Raw genomic sequence first — 16,106 nt, 5'->3', positions numbered from 1 at the left:
CCCGGGTTTTTCGCTTCGGTCCTCGTCAGTAGAGTCATGGAGTTTCGCACTCTCGGATCGACCGGCGTAGACGTGTCGGCGGTCGGTCTCGGTACGTGGAACGTCGGCCCCGCCTGGGGCGAGGTCAGCGACGAACGGGCCAAAGAAGCGATCCATACGGCCCTGGACGCAGACGTCAACCTGATCGACACCGCCGAAGTCTACGGCGGCGGCCGTGCGGAACGACTCATCGGCGAGGTACTCGAGGAACGCGGCCGCGACGGGATCTTCGTCCCGACGAAGGCCGCACCCGACGAGGACGGCGGGCACTCCGAAACGGGGCTACAGGAGTCCATTGCGGGGTCGAAAGACCGCCTCGGCGTCGAGACCATCGACCTCGTGCAGTTGCACTGCCCCGAGACGGGGGCGTTCTACGATCCCAACACGTTCGAGACGCTGGAAGAACTGCGCGAAGTGGGTGAGATCGCTCACGCCGGCGTCAGCGTCGAGAAGGTAGAGGAGGCGATGAAGGCCATCGAGTACCCCGTGGTCGAAACGGTCCAGATCATCTTCAATCCGTTCCGGGATCGCCCCGCCGAGCGGTTCTTCGAACGGGCGGCCGCCGAAGACGTGGGCATTATCGTCCGCGTGCCGCTGGCCTCCGGCCTGCTCGCCGACGCCTTCGACGGCATTGAGGACTTCAAGGAAGGGGACCACCGCAAGAGTGCCGCCGAGGGGGGCGTCGATGCCGGGATCGGTCGCGCCGGCGGAGAGACCTTCGCTGGCGTGCCTTTCGAGGCCGGTTTGGACGCCGTCGAAGATCTGCGAGCGCACGTTCCCGAGGAGATGTCGATGGCCCAGTTCTCCCTCCGGTGGATCCTCGATCACGACGCCGTCTCGACGGTCATTCCCGGTTCGACCTCGCCCGACCACGTCGAGGCGAACGCCGCTGCAGCGGACTTCGATCCGCTCTCACACGAAACTCACGGCGCAGTCAGAGACATCTACGAGAAACAGCTTTACGACGACGTCCACCACCGCTGGTGACGAGGTGCGTCCGACCGGAACTCAGGCTTCGGCGCGACGGGCCAGCACTTTCTCGCGGATCAGCTTCGCGGCGGCGATCAACAACAGGAGCCCGATAACGGCCTCCCAGGCGCCGAGGACGTTCTGGCCCTGTGTCAGGGTCTCGAAGCCAGCCGATTCGACGAGGAAGCCACCCACGCCGAGGGCACCCGCTAGAAGGGCGTATACGATCGCGGACAGCTGTTCGACGACGATTTCGATCATATGGTTGCTTCACCGTCGAGCATTATGACCATTTCTATTGGGCTGCGTCGAGACGAAACGGTTTTCTCTGCGCTATCGAAGTAGGACGTATGTCAGGCTATCGTGACATGGACTACGTGAAACTGGCCCGCTGGGGGTTCGTCCTCGGCGCGGCGATGTTTCTGCTCGGCGGTATCGGTCACATGGTTGGCCCCACGCTCCAGGGTTGGGAGTCGGGACTCCTCCTCGATATGGAGATCGGAGGCATTCTCGTGGGTCTCCTCTCGCCGCTGACCTTCGGGATCGTCCTGCCGCTCACGGAGTGAAAACGCCCCGGGAGGTCAAAACCAGTCAGCTGCTTCTTCGCCGTAGGTTTCTGGCGGCACGTCAACGACATTTTCGTCGTGGAGCGTAACGAAAAACGGCGAGTCCGACCAGTAATACTGATCGAACACCGATCGCGCGACGATGTCGATCACCGGCGGATTCGCCGGATCGTCGTCCTGCAGCGTCACGGCGAGATTGAAGCTGTTGTGCCCGGCCGAGGCATAATACTCGAGGACGTTCACGATCCCGGCCGCAAAGTCCTCGACGACTGGATCTTCAGGATCCGGGACGGTCGCGTCGGGCGCGATCCCGCGGACGTGGCGGTGGTGTTTCGGCGCGTACGGGGCGATCCACTCGACGTCACCGGTCGATCCGACATGGCGATCGGTCTCGACCGTCTCTTCGAGAAGCGCCTCCCAGTATGACTCGCCCTCGTCCTCGCGGTACGCCCGAGCCGCTTCGGCGCGTTCGGCCTGGCGGTTCGTCCCGCACTCGTCGACCAGCGTCTGCATGTGCGGGTGGATGATGCTGCTGCCCGCCGGTCGCAGGAAGTTCATGTTGATCGAGGCGTACTCGTCGGCGGCGTCCGATTCCAGTGCCACGTCGACGAACTCCAGAGCTGCGGCGAGACCGTCTGTGAACTGCTGGTCAGTGAACGCTTCGATCGGGACGTAGTGGTCCTCCGTCAGGACGATGACGTTGGAGTGGTCACCGTAAGGGTTGAGGTTCGGGAAGGAAGTCGCCTCGCCCCACGACCCACGATCGAAGCCGACCCAGTCTGGATACGTCGGGGTCGCGTCGGTCACCATCTCCGGACAGAAGAAACACCCCTCGCTGTCACCCACGATGGCGTCAATGTCCGGTTCGTTCTCGGGGCGCACGAAGTTATCCGAAACGATGCGACTCTGTCGGCCGGTGAGCGGATCCCGGCGGACCTCCGTCTCGACGGAGACTTCCTCGAAGTCCTCGAGGGGGCTGTGAAACCACGTCGCCTGGATCTCGGGATCGAACTGGAAGGGCATGCGATCGACTGTTCGGAGAGACGACTCAAAAAGGTACTCGCGACCCCGCGGTTTTTGCATCGTGGATCCGTTCGATCGCGTATGACCGATTGCGTGTTCTGTGCGATCGTCGCCGAGGAGTTGCCGAGCCACACCGTTCACGAGACCGAGGACACCCTGGCCTTCCTCGACGCAAACCCACTCGCGAAAGGACACACGCTCGTGGTTCCGAAAGCTCACCATCAACGACTTGTGGACGTGCCAACTGAGACCGCGACAGAGTTCTACGACACCATCCACGAGGTAGTCCCAGCTGTCGAAGCAGCCGTCAATGCGCCGGCGACGACCGTCGCGATCAACAACGGCACGGAAGCTGGACAGGAAGTTCCCCACGTTCACGCCCACGTCGTCCCCCGCTTCGATGGCGACAGCGGGGGACCGATCCACACCCTATTCCGGGATCGCCCATCCGTCTCCGAGAGTCGCCAGGAGGACCTCGCGGCCGATATTGCCGCTCGAACGTGAAGTCGTTCTAGACAGTGAAAAATAAGTTCAATAGATTAATTACATCCAAGTTACTTTTTCACGATAACCGTGCACGCACCAGAAATGGCCGGGGACTGCCCGGAGTGTGGGAATAGACTGACGCGTGACGGCCGCGAAGCAATCTGTAGCGAGTGTGGATTAGTCGTCGCCGAATCGCGAATCGACCACGGACCGGAGTGGCGCACTTTCGACGACGAGGGCAAGAATCGGCGCCGTACTGGGCCGCCGCTCTCGCGGGCCCGGCACGATCGGGGGTTCTCGACGCGAATCGGCCGGGACAGCGGGGCGGGACCCAGACGCCGACGGCGGATGGCTCGACTCCGTCGCCAGCATCGACGCTCGCGAACCGCCTCGAAGGCCGAACGAAATCTGATGTACGGCATGATGGAGATCCGCCGGGTCGTCGACCGGTTGTCGCTAACCGAGGGTTTCCGAGACGACGCCTGCGTCCTGTTCGAAACCGGCCAGGACGCTGGACTGTTACATGGACGGACGATCGAAGGAATGGCGGCAGCAGCGGTTTACGCCGTCTGTCGGTCAGCAGATATTTCCCGTATGGTCGAAGAAGTCACGGCCGTCGCCCAGGCTGACAGCGATGAGTTGACCGTCGCCTACGCTGCCCTCAACCGCGAACTCGGACTCGAGACCGGACCGATCGACCCACGCGAGTACCTGCCGCGATTTGCCGACCGACTCGACTTGACACCCGCAGTCGAACGCCGCGCCAGGGAATTCGTCGGGATCGTTACGGATCGAGATCTCGCAGGTGGACGGGCACCGAGCGGTGTCGCCGCCGCCTGTCTGTACACCGCCGCACAGGAACATGGTACCGAAGTCACACAACAGGACGCGGCGGAGGTGGCCGGCGTAGCACCCGCGACGCTCCGCTCGACATACCAGGACATCAGCGAGAGAAGCGTCGAACCCGCGTCCGACTGACGAATGATCTCGCCAAAACCCCTCGACATCGTCCGCAAGTACTCGCTCATAGCCTGGAAGTTTCGAGTGATCCCAGTGCTCGCCCAATGGTCCGGAAGTTTCAGGTCGTCCGCAAGTGATCGGTGCGGGGTTCGTAGACCTCACCCTGCTGTTTGAGTTTCTCGATCTCGTGTTCGGCCTTGCTGGCCTCCATCCCGACTTCCTCGGCGCGCTCGATCACGACATCGACAGGTGCACCCTCGTCGTACTCCTCCTCGATGTCGGCGATGATCCCGCGGATGTTCTTGATCCGATCGCGCTGGGACTTCGAAGTGCCCGTCTCGACCACGTCGGCGTCAAGTTCGCCCGTCTCGGGATCGATGCCGATGTCCTCGAGCGACGACCGGACGATCCCGATGACCCGTTCGGCGTCCTCCTCCTCGACGGTATCGGAGAGCCGGACGCGTGCGCTTGCCTCCGCAAGGCGGACCAGCGCTTCCAACTTGCGGGCCGTGACGGGCACCGGCGCGTCCTCGCCTGACCCCTTGGTCCGCAACTCGACGTAAAAGTCCCGGATGGCAGCCTTTGCCTCCTCGGTCATCGTCGGGAAGCAACTCCGCTTTGCGTAGGCGACGTACTTCCGGAGGAGTTCGGGGTCGATCTCGGGAGCGACCGTCTCGGTGACGTTCTCGACCTCCTCGGCGCTGTAATCGGGCGTGCTGTTCTGCTGGCGATGCGTGTTGAGTTCGCCCGCGTAATTCGTCTGGAGGATGTGTTCGGCCAGATTGGCGTCTTCCTCCTCGTCGGGCTGGTCGGTGACAGTGAAGATGAGGTCAAAGCGGGAGATCAGCGCCGGCTCGAGGTCGATCTGCTCGCCGATCGGTTCGTACTGATCGAAGCGGCCGTACTTGGGGTTGGCCGCGCCCAGTAGCGAACAACGGGATTTGAGTGTGGCGTTGATTCCGGCCTTGGATATGCTGATCGAATTGTGCAGGATGACACCATGACTCACGAAGGTGTTGGTCGGTTCGACCGTCACGTCGTAGACCCACTCCGTAGCGTGCTCGCCTTCGTTGGGGAGCGTTTCTACGTCGGTAACGCGGTAATATCGGAATTCAGTTCGTGATTCGAGAGCCTCCGCCCGCTGCTCGAATTCCGTGAGAGCAGACTTGGCAGCTTCCAGGGCCTGTCTCGTGAGCGAAGCGCGTCGTTCAGCGTCGTATCCGCCAGACTCAGCGTAGTGAACTGCACTCGTCGTTTCGTTCTCCAGACGCTTGGCGAGTTGCCGACCGGACCAGCCGATAGCGTTCCGAACAGACGCGAGATCGTCCGCTCGTTCTAGTGCAGATCGGATCTCTTTGGCACGCTCGCGGAGTGTATCAAGTTCCACTTCGACGGTGCCGATATGAACGCCAAAGCCATTATCGAGATTGGGCTTGAATTGCCCAGTCTTCCGTAACCCGAGTAAATTCCGCAGTTCGCGGAGTTCCCGGGCTGCATCCGTCGGCAAAACGTCGTGGTGTCTCGGCGTCTCATTACTTCGCTCAACGAACGCTTGGGCGTCGTCGTATCGGTCGTCACGTGGTTGAACGATCTTTGTGACAAACTTCTCCGTCGAATCTCCCATCACGTACGTTTTCCACGAATCCTCCGCGTCGTCATGATGGATCCGGGTCCCAACGCCGATCTTTGCCAGCGCGTCGGCATAATCCTCGGCGAGACCCGGGGACGCCGTCGAAAACGCCATCGCTTCGCTCTCAACGCCACCGTCTCCCTGGAACGCGCCGACCAAGAAGCGCCTGATCTCCTCTTCGGAGGCACCGAGTACTTTCGACGGGATCCGTTTATCCCGTGCAGTGTACATGAATTCGGGAAAGTTCTCTTGGAACCAGCGATAGAATTGCGTCGAGATCCACCGTTTGGTCACGGTGCCCGCAGCGTTGGTCGTATCCGTGCTTTCCAAACCGAAAACGCGACCCATCAATTCATCCATCCGATCGAGTAGCTGTTCGTCCTGATTGGAGAAGCCGATCTCGTGGGAGGAGCCCGCATAGGAGTGCCCTTCAGCGACGAGAAAGCCAAGAATTTCGGCGAGATCAGGCGACATAGCAGCTGGTAGGGCTACGTCTTTCTCTTTACCGCGCTGGGATTCGTCTTCGAGTGGGACCGTCGCGGCAGAGTTCGGAAGGTTGCGAGGTGCCGGGATGAAATCTCCTTCGTCGACCAGACTTGCTTCGGTCGTACAAATATCACCGTTCTTCGCAACGAACATCGGGTGCTCCGGAGTGACGACGACTTCTCGTCCGTTCGAGAACGAGACGCGGACGAACTCCTCGGGAGCCTCGTGGCGACTGACTCGATCCACGGGGAGTTTTTGTACGTCGTTGTCGTCCAGGTCAGCCGAATGGACTCGAACGTCATCGACGGGCAAGATGTCACAATCGACGCCGTCGATTACCTCTTCGGAGCGTTCGGCCATCTGTTCATCCACGAAGTCACCGATTTCGACACGCCGACCGTCTGCAAGGAGAATTTCTGAATCGGGGTGGTAGGACTGCTGCTCAAGCGCTTCGTGCATGGCCGAACGGTCTTCGGATCTCATCTTGTCCAGTTCGTCCACTGCCGCAATCCCCCGGTCGGCCAACACCAGCGCACCCGCCTCCAGGGTCCACTGCTGGCCGTCGCCGAAGTCATCTCTCACAGCCGCAGCGGTCAGGCCAGCGCTGGATGAGCCCTTCCCCGACGTGAACACTGACCGCGGTGCAATGTGGCGAATGTACTGGAGTATCTGTGAATTGTGTGAGACGACGCCGTTGGAAACGTAACTATGAGTGCCCTCGACTTCGAGGTCGTAAACCCACTCGTCGTCGGGTTCGACCGCTTCGATCGACGAAATACGATCCCAGCGAACGTCGTTCGAGGCGAGATCGCCCAAGCGCTCGACAGTGGCTTCGACGGCGAGCGCCGCCTCAAGTCGGTCGCGGACGACCGCGCTGGCGGCAACCGTCTCACCGCCGTCGGGTGCGACTTCGTTCCGTTCGTAGTAGCTGATCGCCGTCTGAGTGACGTCCATCCCGTCGGCAAGCGATCGCTGTGAGATCCCGAGTTCCTCGCGCAGTTCGACGATCGTCCGCCAGTCGTCGGCAGCCAACCCGTCACGCTGGTCTTTCAGCCACGCCAATCGCTCCTCGAACGCGTCGACGACGGCCCGTAACGATTCCCGGCTGGGGTTTCGATCGCCGCGCTCGTAATGCTGGTAGGTAGTTCTGGGAACGTTGCAGTCCGTTTGTGTGAGCGCGAGCGATTCACGAACCTCACGTAACGTGTCCCCGGAGATTGGAACGACATCTCGGTTCGTATTCCCCGCCGTCTCCTCGTAGGACGCTGCGGCAAGTTGTTTCCGATCCGTGACGAAGCCGATCTCCGAAACGTAGCAGCCGAAATCATCCCCGCTAATCCGGAGGCGGTAACTCCCGTTATGACGTTCGTGGATACTTGCGTCGATACCGAAGGTGGTGAGGAGTGCACGCACGTCTTCAAGGAGCACTTCGCTCATCGAGGCGACCGTGAGTTCGCGTTCGGACGTGGCAACGTGACCCTCGCCCTCGACATAGGCACGAAGGAAGGCTCGACGGATGGGATCGCTTGCCCGTGTAATCCCTTCCGGGACGCGTTGCTGTCCCGATTTTTCGAGGATCGCCGGCTCGATGGATTCGAGAAAACTAACGAACTCGCTCGAATGACACCGGAGGCGGGAAACGTCAGACTCCTCTCGCACGTCCTCGGAGTACGGTAAGTCGAGCGCCTCGAAGGCCGCTCGGGCGTCCTTCAGCACTGGTTCATCCGCGTCCGTGATCCGGAGATCGGCCGTGTTGTCCGTCCGATGTACGACGTGACCTTCCGCGACGATGTACCCCACAAGCCGAGCAAGCGAGCGAGTCCACGTTTCGGGTGCAGAAAACCGGACCGCGTTCGGGGATTGTGACCTTCGATAGTCCGCTTCGATTCGATCGTCCGCTGCTGTCGGAACTGATCGCGGTGTGGCGACGAACTGGCCTTCCGCGAGGTGCTCAGCTTCCAGCGCCGTCGGCCCCCCGTCCTGCTGGACGAACAGCGGATGGGATGGCGTCACATCGAGTTCTCTCCCACTCTCGGTCCGAATCCGATACAGGTGTTCGGGAGCCTCCCGTTTCCAGACCTTCGTCGCTTCGGCTGTCGTGACCGTCCCGTCCGGCGCGAGCGTCGGCAATGCAATCGACGTGTGATCCCAGACGCCGTCGTCAACGGGCTTTGGGTCGTCGAGGTTCGCCTCGACGAGGTCACCGATCGATCTCGTCGATCCACTTGCGAGGCGGACACTAGTGTCAGATTTAACGCACTTACCCGTACCAGGGTCCCCGATCAGGAGCACATGGAGGTCGCCCCGAATCCGAGATTCGTCAGGAAGATGTTTTGTCACTCCCGAGAATAATTGGAGAGCGATGGCGAGTTTCTCCTCGGGATAGCCATAGATCGAAGGAGCGATGGAGTCGGTCATCTGCTCGTAGATGTCACGTTCCTCCGAGAGGGCGACGATCTCCTTTTTGTCGTCCTCGTCGATGTCCATCTCTTCGAACTCCTCGTCCTCGATCTCGACGCTGACGCCATTCATGTAGACGTCGAACATGGCCGACTTCTCGCGGTCGTTGCCACGCTGATCGAGTTTGAGCACGCCCGTCACCCGGACGTGGTCGCCTGCAGTGACGTTGCCGGTAATGTCGTCCTCGATGTTGACGTCGATGTTCTGGGGCGTCTCACCGCCGCGCAGCCCCTCCGGGGATTCCTGAACCCGGAGCTTCTGGGCGTCGATGAACTCCGATTGATCGAAGTTGATCCGGAAGGGACCCTGACGCTCACAGCCCTGGCACTCGTGGGGCTCTTGAAAGTCGCCGGTGGATTGAGGAATGCGTGTCAGCGTCCCACAGCGCTGGCATTCGAAAGCGGCATCGGTGATTTTGGGCCGGACTTCGGTGGCTTTCCGGATGATGCCCTGGATGCTGACGAGCTGACCGCGATGGTCGGCCCGAATCGCCCGGATGTCCGTCGACTCCGGGAGGTTGGTCATCCGGACATGGGCCTGCCCGAGTTTCACGTCGATCGGGAGGTCGAACAGTCTGAGGGCTTCCTCGGCGTACTCCTGGAGCTGTTCGGGTTTGTTGCGGTAGTCTTCCGCGAGGTCAGGATCGAAGCGGTAGAGGTCCTGCCAGTCGACGAACAGCGACTTTTGCTCGGTGGGGTACTTCTGGGCGAGCTCGCCGATCTCGTTGCGGTAGTAATCGCGATAGAACTCCTCGAAGAGATCGATGAACTCCGTGTTCTCCGCGCGAGCCATTATGGTAACTCCTGTTGTGCGTACTGCCTCAAGAAGGTTCCCAAACCAGGGTGAAAGTGGATCGGGACACGAAGCGGGTATCCCGCTGTCGCGACGACCAGTCCGTCACTCGAGCGCGCCGAACCAGTCCTCGACGCGGCCAGCCGGGGCCTCGGCAACCTCGGCGACCGTCTCAGGATCGGACTCGGCAAGGTCCTCGACCGTCTGGATACCCGCCTCGCGGAGCCGCTGGGCGTACGTTGGGCCGATGCCGTCGACCGTCGCGACGTCGGGGGACCCCTCGGTCGTGTCAACCTCGGCGTCCTCCGGTTCTGTCGCTTCAGTATCCTGCGAGTCGACCGATTCGGCCTCGTCTTCTCCCACAGCTACCTGCGAGCGCTCGCTGAACCACTCGGCGACCTGGGGCCAGACATCCTCGTGGGTGCTCGAGGAGACGGCCATACCGACGTGACCCGTCGAGTACTCGATAATCCCCGTGTCTTCACTGGGGATGACGTCGTTGAATGGCTTGCTCGCTGACGGCGGGACGAGGTGGTCGTACTCCCCGACGATCTGCAGGACCGGCATGTCGATGTTGCCGATGTCGACGTGCTGATTGCCGAGATACAGCTCGTTCTCGTAGAGCTTGTTGCCCTGATAGATGTCCTCGAGGAACTGCGCGTAGGTCGCGCCGGCGACGTCGACACCCTCCTCGAGCCACTGCTCCATCCGCGCGAAGTTCTTCACGAAGTCCTCGTTGTCGATATTCTCGGCGAAGCGGACGTACTTGGTGACGTAGTTGTCAACCGGGTCCATGAGGGCAAAGCCCTCGTCTAAGAACTCCGAGGGAACGTTCCCGAACGTCTCGATCACGTTTTGGGGATCGTAGTACTCCTCGTCGCCCCACCGCTCGAGGACGCCGCCCGACTCCTCGAAGTACAGCCCGGTCGCCATCAACCCGAGGGTGTTGACCTTCGCCGGGTGGAGGGCACTGTACATCACGCTCATCGTTCCGCCCATGCAGTACCCCAGGATGTTGATAGCGCCCTGACTCGAGCGCTCCCGCACCACGTCGACGCAGTTGTCGATGTAGCGATCGACGTAGTCCTCAAGCGTCAGGTGCTGGTCGAGGCGCGACGGCTCGTTCCAGTCGATCAGGTAGACGTCATGACCCGCTTCCAGCAGGCGACGCACGACCGAACGGTTCGGCTGGAGATCGAGAATGTAGGGCTTGTTGATCAGCGCGTAGACGATCAGGATCGGAACGTCCTCGCGTTCGTCTTCGGGAACGTCGATGCCAGCCGCCTCGGGATCGTAGTGGAGGAGTTCGAGTTTGTTCTCCTCGTAGACGACATCGGCGGGGGTCTGCCCCACCTCGACGTCGGCCATGGTCTCGAGGCGCTCGTCGAGCACCTGGACGGTCTCGCCGGCCTCTTGCATCTCCTCGAGGGCCCGGCGCTGGACGTCCAGCGCGGCACTCAGTGGGTCGGCCATCGTAATCACTCCTCTATGGCCTCGAGGATCCGGTCGAGTTTCTCCTCGACTTCGTGCTGGCGACGCTCGAGTTCGACCAGGCGCTCGCCGACCTCGTCTACGTCATCGCGCGTGGGGAAGCCGAGTTCGGCGATGGTCTCTTGGCCCACGTCGTCGGCCTGCTGGCGCATATCGAGCATCGACTGGATGAGCTGGCCGTTGGCCGCCGCGAAGGCGCTGGTACCCATGATCTCCTTTGCGGCCTCGTTGGCCGACTGCAGCCAGATGTCCCGGAACTCGGTGGGGTCGATCTCCTCGCCCTGGGCTGCGTCAGCGGAACGCTCGAACATCCGCTCGGCGGCGTCCATCCAGACTTCCGTCGCCTGGTTGTACCCTTCAGTCCCCTCGGCGAGTTCGTTCTCCTCGACCATCGAATCCGACATCGCCTCGGTCCAGGACTCGACGAACGCTGCCTGGGCTTTCATGTTCTGCTCGATGGACTCCGCGACGGCCTCGTTCATTTCCTCGATCATCTCACTGTACTCCGCCCCGATGTCCGCGTTCTTGTCGCTCATGGTTTATCACGTGTGCGCGTGGGAGAAAAAACTACGTACTCGTTCAGGCTTCGACGGCCTCGGCGGCCTGATCCTGGACGTCCTGAATCTGCTCGCTGACTTCCTCGACCTGGGCCTGGAGGTCCTCGACCTGGTCGGCCATGCCCTCAACGGCGTCGACTGACTGGGTCTCGAGATCCTCGTGGGCCTCGATCAGCATCGAGATCTGCTCGTCAAGCGCATCGAGGGAGTCGGCGGTCATCTCGTCGTAGACATCGACGCCCTCACCGAGCTCTTCTTCGGCAATATCGAAGGCTTCGGCATGATTTTCCAGCAGGAACTCGAACTGCTCGTCGGCGGTACTCCGCAGCTCCTCGACGGCCGGCTCGACGCCGGGGACGCTCGATTCGAGCGTGTCGAGGTACGTGTGGATCGCCGTCTGGCTCAGCTCGACGCCCCGGCGCTGGACGGACTCCTGACTCTCGAGGCTACCGAGAACGACTTCGTTCATCCGCTTGTGGAACTCGACGCCCTGTTCGAGAGCCTTCTGGCTCTGTTCGATGGTCGCGCGCTGTGCTTCGAATGCGGTCGTGACGGGTGTGGTGTAGTCTGCCATGGTTATTCACTCCGGTTACGTTTGACCGGCAGGACGACGGCCTGGACGATGTCGCCTTCCTCGATGTCCAGCGCCTCACGCTCGGCGTCAGGAATGGAAATCCGGCCGCCGCTCTGCACACGGGTCTTGAACGTCGCCAACTGACTCATCGTCCCGAGCTGGTTCATGTCCATCCCGGCTGCCCCTCCGCCCATCATTCGGCGGAGGAAATCCTGCTGTTGTTCGAGCGCCTGCTCGCTCGCTTCCGTGAACATCGCGGGCGGCCATGGAAAGCCGTCATCCTCGTCTGTCATCGGTCAACTATACATACTTCCTACAGGTACATAAGCTTTCCCCTCAATACCATTGAGTACCATCAAATGGCATAGGAAGTGGAACAGTCCGGTACGGACGGCTCAAGAGACGACTATACTCCGGGAAGTGAAATCGGTTCGACGCCAGCCAGCGGATCGACAAGACGGAACGACGCTTTCGCTCACGTCACCCACAGTTTAGTAGCGGGCCGTCGAACCGACCAACGCAATGAGCAACGACCCAAATACGACACTCGAAGGCGGGACGGATCTCCCGGAGTGGGAGTGGGAACGCACGGTCGAGGACAGCGGCGCAGTCGACGTCGGCGATCGCGTCACCTTTAGCAAGGAAATCAGCGACGACGACGTGACCAGCTTCGCCGAAGCCAGCGGCGACACCAACCCCCTCCACCTCGAGGACGATTACGCCGCAGAGACGCGCTTTGGCGGTCGTATCGCCCACGGCATGCTCGTCGGTGGCCTCATTAGCGCCGCCCTGGCCCGTTTCCCCGGGACAGTCGTTTACCTCTCCCAGGACTTCGAGTTCAAGGGACCCGTCCGTATCGGTGACCGGGCCACTGCGGAAGTCGAGGTGGTTGATACCCTCGAAGGAGAGAGGTTTCGGCTCTCGACGCAGGTCCTCGTCGACGACGAGGCAGTCATCGACGGCGAAGCAGTCGTCCTGATCGACGAAGAGCCCTGAAGACAGGGGGCTCGCTACTTCTCGACGACGAGCATCGCGACGCGTTCGAGAACGAGATCCGTCAGCGTCGCATCCGTCGCCTCTCGCTCAGCGTCGGTCACGTCGAAGAATTCAGCGATCAGTTCGGAGTCGGACGCATTGAGCAGCCCGGCTGGTTCGAAACACTCCATCGCCTCGACGACCTCGCAGGCCGCCCGCTCGCGTTCGGTCGTGCTGTCGTCACCGTTCTCACTCTGGCGGCCACCTACCGCGTGACAGACGACGACAGCCGGCTGCTCGCCTCGAGAAACGCCCATCGTCAGGGCATCCTGGATCTGGCGGCGACCAGCCGCGTACAGTAACAGTTCTACCGCCGGATCGCGTGCGATCATCTCCTCGCGTGCGTGCGCGCGGTCAGCCAGTTCACCGGCCCGCCGGAGGTGCTCGCGTCCGGCGACGTACCGCGCGTCGAACGCCTGAACGGCCACTCGATGGTCGTCTCCGATTGCCGCAAGTCGCTCGAGGAACTCGTCCAGATCGTCGATCCGGAGTGTCCCTTCGACGACTTCCATCAGAAATCGACCTCCATCAGAAGTCACCCAGACTAGACTGGTCGGCCGGGCCGTCCTCGTCGCCGTCCCGCTGGCCGGATCCAGCGCCGTTTGCGGCAGTCTGGCTATCGCCAGCTGCCGAGGGAGTGCCATCGGGTTCGACTGGCGTCACCCCGTTCATCGAGGGGTCACGATGGCCGGCGTTCTCCAGGACGTTCTGGGCGGTCTTCTCCCGCCCGCGCAACGCTCCCAGCACGACGCCTTTCTCGGCTTCACGGAGGTCTTCACGGGACTCGATCCCGGCCGCGAACAGTCGCCGGGCGCGCTTTCGCCCGACGCCGCGCACGCCTGCGAGGTCGACCAGTTCCGCCCGGACGCCGTGTTCGACCCGGACGCGAGCCTCCCGGATCGCTGGCGTCACGTCCAGGCCGACCTCGCCGGCCAGTCGCTCGGCAGCGTTGAGCAGCCAGCTCGCCGTTTCGACCTTTCCGCGGATGTCACCCGGGCCGACGCCGTACCGTTCGGTGATCGTCCCTTCTTCGACCTCATCAGCCCAGTCTTCGAGGAGTCTGGCCGTCTTCAGCGCCGACAGCCAATCTTCGAAACGCCCCTCTTCGAACTCGCTTGGTATCGCCCCGAGGAACTCCTCCTCGCGCTCGTAGGCCTCCATCGTGTACTCCTCCTCGTCGCCAGAGCGGAGGTACAACTCGTACATGTCCGGCGTCCGGGAGACGAGGTGATACAGCCCCATCGCGGTCGGGTCCGGAATGGCGTCTGTCCCCTCGCTGTTTTCGGTCCCATCCGCCTCGGCAGCCAGTTCGCTGGCCGTCTCGAAGCCCGGCGGCTCGTCACCCGCTGTCGCCTCTCCGTCGTGTGGCGAGGTCGCTCGCTGCCCGGCCGTCCGCTCGAACTCGCGGAGTCCGTCGAGCATCTCCGCCGCGCTCATCGGATCGAGATACAGCCGCGAGACGGTCTGACCGAGCGAGGTGGCCCGCAGCGTCCCATCTTCGTTCTCCTCACGCGTGAGAAAGTCGTTGGCCTCCAAATAGGCGATCACCTCGTCGACGACCGTCTCCAGACGACCGCCTTCGGTCGTCTGGCTGGCGTACAGCGTGGCTTCCAGAAAGTCCAGCAACCCCGCTCGGGAGTTGGCAAAGCCAGACGCCACCGTCGAGAGGATATGCGTCCGGAGGGCCGGTTCGGCAGCGAGTTTCGACCGGACCGGTTCGGGATCGGCCCAGACGTAGCGCTCGAACAGTTCGTCGAGTTCGTCGTGGCTGCTCGCCAGCAGCAGTGCCTCCCCGTAGGGATCCAGGCCGGGGCGGCCGGCCCGGCCCATCATCTGGTGGACTTCCAGAACCGAGAGAGGTTGCATCCCGCCGGCAGTCCCGTCGTAGCGTCGCCAGTCCCGGACCACGACGCGACGCGAGGGAGTGTTGACGCCGGCCGCCAGCGTGGGCGTCGCGGCGATGACTTTCACCAGTCGCTCCTGGAAGGCGTCCTCGACGAGCGAGCGGTGTTCACGGGAGAGACCGGCGTGGTGGAACGCCGCTCCCCCCTCGACAGCGTCGGCCAGGTCATCGCTGGTCTCGGTATCACTGACCTCGCGGATCTCCGTCGCGATCTCTGCGAGCCGATCACGCTCGACGCCGTCGAGATGTGGCTCGGTCGTCGAGGCGAGTCGTCGGGCGGCCGCTTCGGCGTTCCGGCGAGAGTTGACGAACACCAGGGTCGAACCGTCGTCTTCCAGGGTGTCCCGAACGATAGCCGCGGTCTGTTTTTCGCTGTCCCGCACGGGCAGGCGCTTCTGGCTGCCATCTTCGAGGTGGAGGGCCTGCCCGTAGTGGACCCCTTTCTTCAGGTCGATAGGCCGCCACGTCGAATCGACGAGTTCGGCATCCAACCACTCAGCCAGTGCGTCGGCGTTGCCGATGGTTGCCGACAGCGCGACAGTTTGGAGATCCGGATTCCGCTTTCGCAACTTGGCGAGGGTCACCTCCAGGGTCGGGCCACGCTGGCCGTCGTCGACCAGGTGGACCTCGTCGGCCACCACGCAGTCCAGGTCGGCGATCCAGGGCGCATCGTTTCGCACGAGGGAATCGACCTTCTCGCTGGTGGCAACGACGACGTCTTTGTCGGCGAGCCAGCCCCCGTCGCTCTCGTAGTTCCCCGTCGAGACGCCGACCTCCAGGCCGTACGCCTCGAACTGCTCGAACTCCGCACGTTTCTCGCTGGCCAGCGCCCGCAACGGGACGATATAGAGCGCGGTGCCGTCAGTGGCCGTTTCGTCGTCCTTCCCGTCCGTGATCGCCGAAAACATCGCGAGTTCTGCGATGAGAGTCTTCCCGCTGGCTGTGGGAACGCTCGCCACCAGATTGGCTCCATCGGTGACGCCCCGCTCGACGGCCTCGGCCTGCGGTGGATACAGTTCCTCGATCCCGTCCTCGCGAAGGTGCTCGGGCAACCACCCGGGTACCCCCGGAATGTCCGCGACGTCCATTGAGAGGTGGTAGGGTCGTCCCCCGGTTTAAGGGTTCGCTCGCGGCC

The 16,106-nt window shown here is 62.4% G+C and carries 13 protein-coding genes and 1 pseudogene; 5 read left to right on the top strand and 9 right to left on the bottom strand.

Annotated features, from left to right (window positions below; all coding sequences use genetic code 11):
- The first annotated feature begins 36 nt into the window (after positions 1 to 36).
- Entirely contained in the window at positions 37 to 1,026 is a 990-nt protein-coding gene (locus tag BN2694_RS10755) for an aldo/keto reductase (RefSeq protein WP_135665080.1), read from the top strand.
- Positions 1,027 to 1,047: 21 nt separating this feature from the next.
- On the opposite strand, the gene BN2694_RS10750 is transcribed toward BN2694_RS10755, so the two are convergent.
- A complete protein-coding gene (locus tag BN2694_RS10750; RefSeq protein ID WP_135665077.1) occupies positions 1,048 to 1,269 on the bottom strand; it encodes a hypothetical protein in 222 nt (73 codons plus the stop codon).
- An 89-nt stretch (positions 1,270 to 1,358) separates the two neighbouring features.
- Between BN2694_RS10750 and BN2694_RS10745 the strand changes: the two genes are divergently transcribed.
- Positions 1,359 to 1,574, top strand: a complete 216-nt coding sequence (locus BN2694_RS10745) for a DUF7860 family protein (RefSeq protein WP_135665075.1) — start codon at positions 1,359 to 1,361, stop codon at positions 1,572 to 1,574.
- A gap of 15 nt (positions 1,575 to 1,589) precedes the next feature.
- Here the strand turns inward: BN2694_RS10745 and BN2694_RS10740 are convergent, their stop codons facing one another.
- Positions 1,590 to 2,597: a hypothetical protein gene (locus tag BN2694_RS10740; protein ID WP_135665073.1), complete on the bottom strand. Its 1,008-nt coding sequence runs from the start codon at positions 2,595 to 2,597 to the stop codon at positions 1,590 to 1,592.
- A gap of 81 nt (positions 2,598 to 2,678) precedes the next feature.
- On the opposite strand from BN2694_RS10740, the gene BN2694_RS10735 reads away from it, so the two are divergent.
- Together BN2694_RS10735 and BN2694_RS10730 are read left to right on the top strand one after the other, a co-directional pair.
- Positions 2,679 to 3,101 carry an HIT family protein gene (locus tag BN2694_RS10735; RefSeq protein ID WP_135665070.1) on the top strand — a complete coding sequence of 141 codons (423 nt, stop codon included), beginning with the start codon at positions 2,679 to 2,681 and terminating at the stop codon, positions 3,099 to 3,101.
- Positions 3,102 to 3,185: 84 nt separating this feature from the next.
- Entirely contained in the window at positions 3,186 to 4,061 is an 876-nt protein-coding gene (locus BN2694_RS10730) for a transcription initiation factor IIB (protein WP_135665564.1), read from the top strand.
- Between the two features lie 100 nt (positions 4,062 to 4,161).
- On the opposite strand, the gene BN2694_RS10725 is transcribed toward BN2694_RS10730, so the two are convergent.
- The 5 genes from BN2694_RS10725 to BN2694_RS10705 all read right to left on the bottom strand — a co-directional run bounded on the left by BN2694_RS10725 (position 4,162) and on the right by BN2694_RS10705 (position 12,326).
- Positions 4,162 to 9,411 (bottom strand): LAGLIDADG family homing endonuclease, encoded by a 5,250-nt coding sequence (locus BN2694_RS10725; protein ID WP_135665068.1) that lies wholly within the window; start codon positions 9,409 to 9,411, stop codon positions 4,162 to 4,164.
- Between the two features lie 105 nt (positions 9,412 to 9,516).
- Complete coding sequence (gene phaC / locus BN2694_RS10720) at positions 9,517 to 10,884, bottom strand: class III poly(R)-hydroxyalkanoic acid synthase subunit PhaC (protein WP_135665065.1); 1,368 nt, start codon at positions 10,882 to 10,884, stop codon at positions 9,517 to 9,519.
- A gap of 5 nt (positions 10,885 to 10,889) precedes the next feature.
- Entirely contained in the window at positions 10,890 to 11,438 is a 549-nt protein-coding gene (locus BN2694_RS10715; RefSeq protein WP_135665062.1) for a poly(R)-hydroxyalkanoic acid synthase subunit PhaE, read from the bottom strand.
- A 43-nt stretch (positions 11,439 to 11,481) separates the two neighbouring features.
- Entirely contained in the window at positions 11,482 to 12,033 is a 552-nt protein-coding gene (locus BN2694_RS10710) for a hypothetical protein (protein ID WP_135665060.1), read from the bottom strand.
- Positions 12,034 to 12,035: 2 nt separating this feature from the next.
- The gene (locus BN2694_RS10705) at positions 12,036 to 12,326 is read right to left on the bottom strand and encodes an AbrB/MazE/SpoVT family DNA-binding domain-containing protein (protein WP_135665058.1); all 291 of its coding nucleotides are present in this window, start codon (positions 12,324 to 12,326) and stop codon (positions 12,036 to 12,038) included.
- Between the two features lie 241 nt (positions 12,327 to 12,567).
- Here BN2694_RS10705 and BN2694_RS10700 point away from each other — a divergent pair.
- Positions 12,568 to 13,029 (top strand): annotated as a pseudogene (locus tag BN2694_RS10700) (MaoC family dehydratase); the annotation flags it as partial.
- A gap of 14 nt (positions 13,030 to 13,043) precedes the next feature.
- Here the strand turns inward: BN2694_RS10700 and cgi121 are convergent.
- Together cgi121 and BN2694_RS10690 are read right to left on the bottom strand one after the other, a co-directional pair.
- Positions 13,044 to 13,580, bottom strand: coding sequence for a KEOPS complex subunit Cgi121 (gene cgi121 / locus BN2694_RS10695; RefSeq protein ID WP_135665051.1), 537 nt, complete (start codon positions 13,578 to 13,580; stop codon positions 13,044 to 13,046).
- A 16-nt stretch (positions 13,581 to 13,596) separates the two neighbouring features.
- A complete protein-coding gene (locus BN2694_RS10690; protein WP_135665048.1) occupies positions 13,597 to 16,059 on the bottom strand; it encodes an ATP-dependent DNA helicase in 2,463 nt (820 codons plus the stop codon).
- Between the last annotated feature and the right edge of the window lie 47 nt (positions 16,060 to 16,106).

The sequence above is a fragment of the Halorhabdus rudnickae genome (assembly GCF_900880625.1).
GTDB lineage: Archaea > Halobacteriota > Halobacteria > Halobacteriales > Haloarculaceae > Halorhabdus > Halorhabdus rudnickae.
This window is presented reverse-complemented; position numbering and strand designations above follow the sequence as displayed.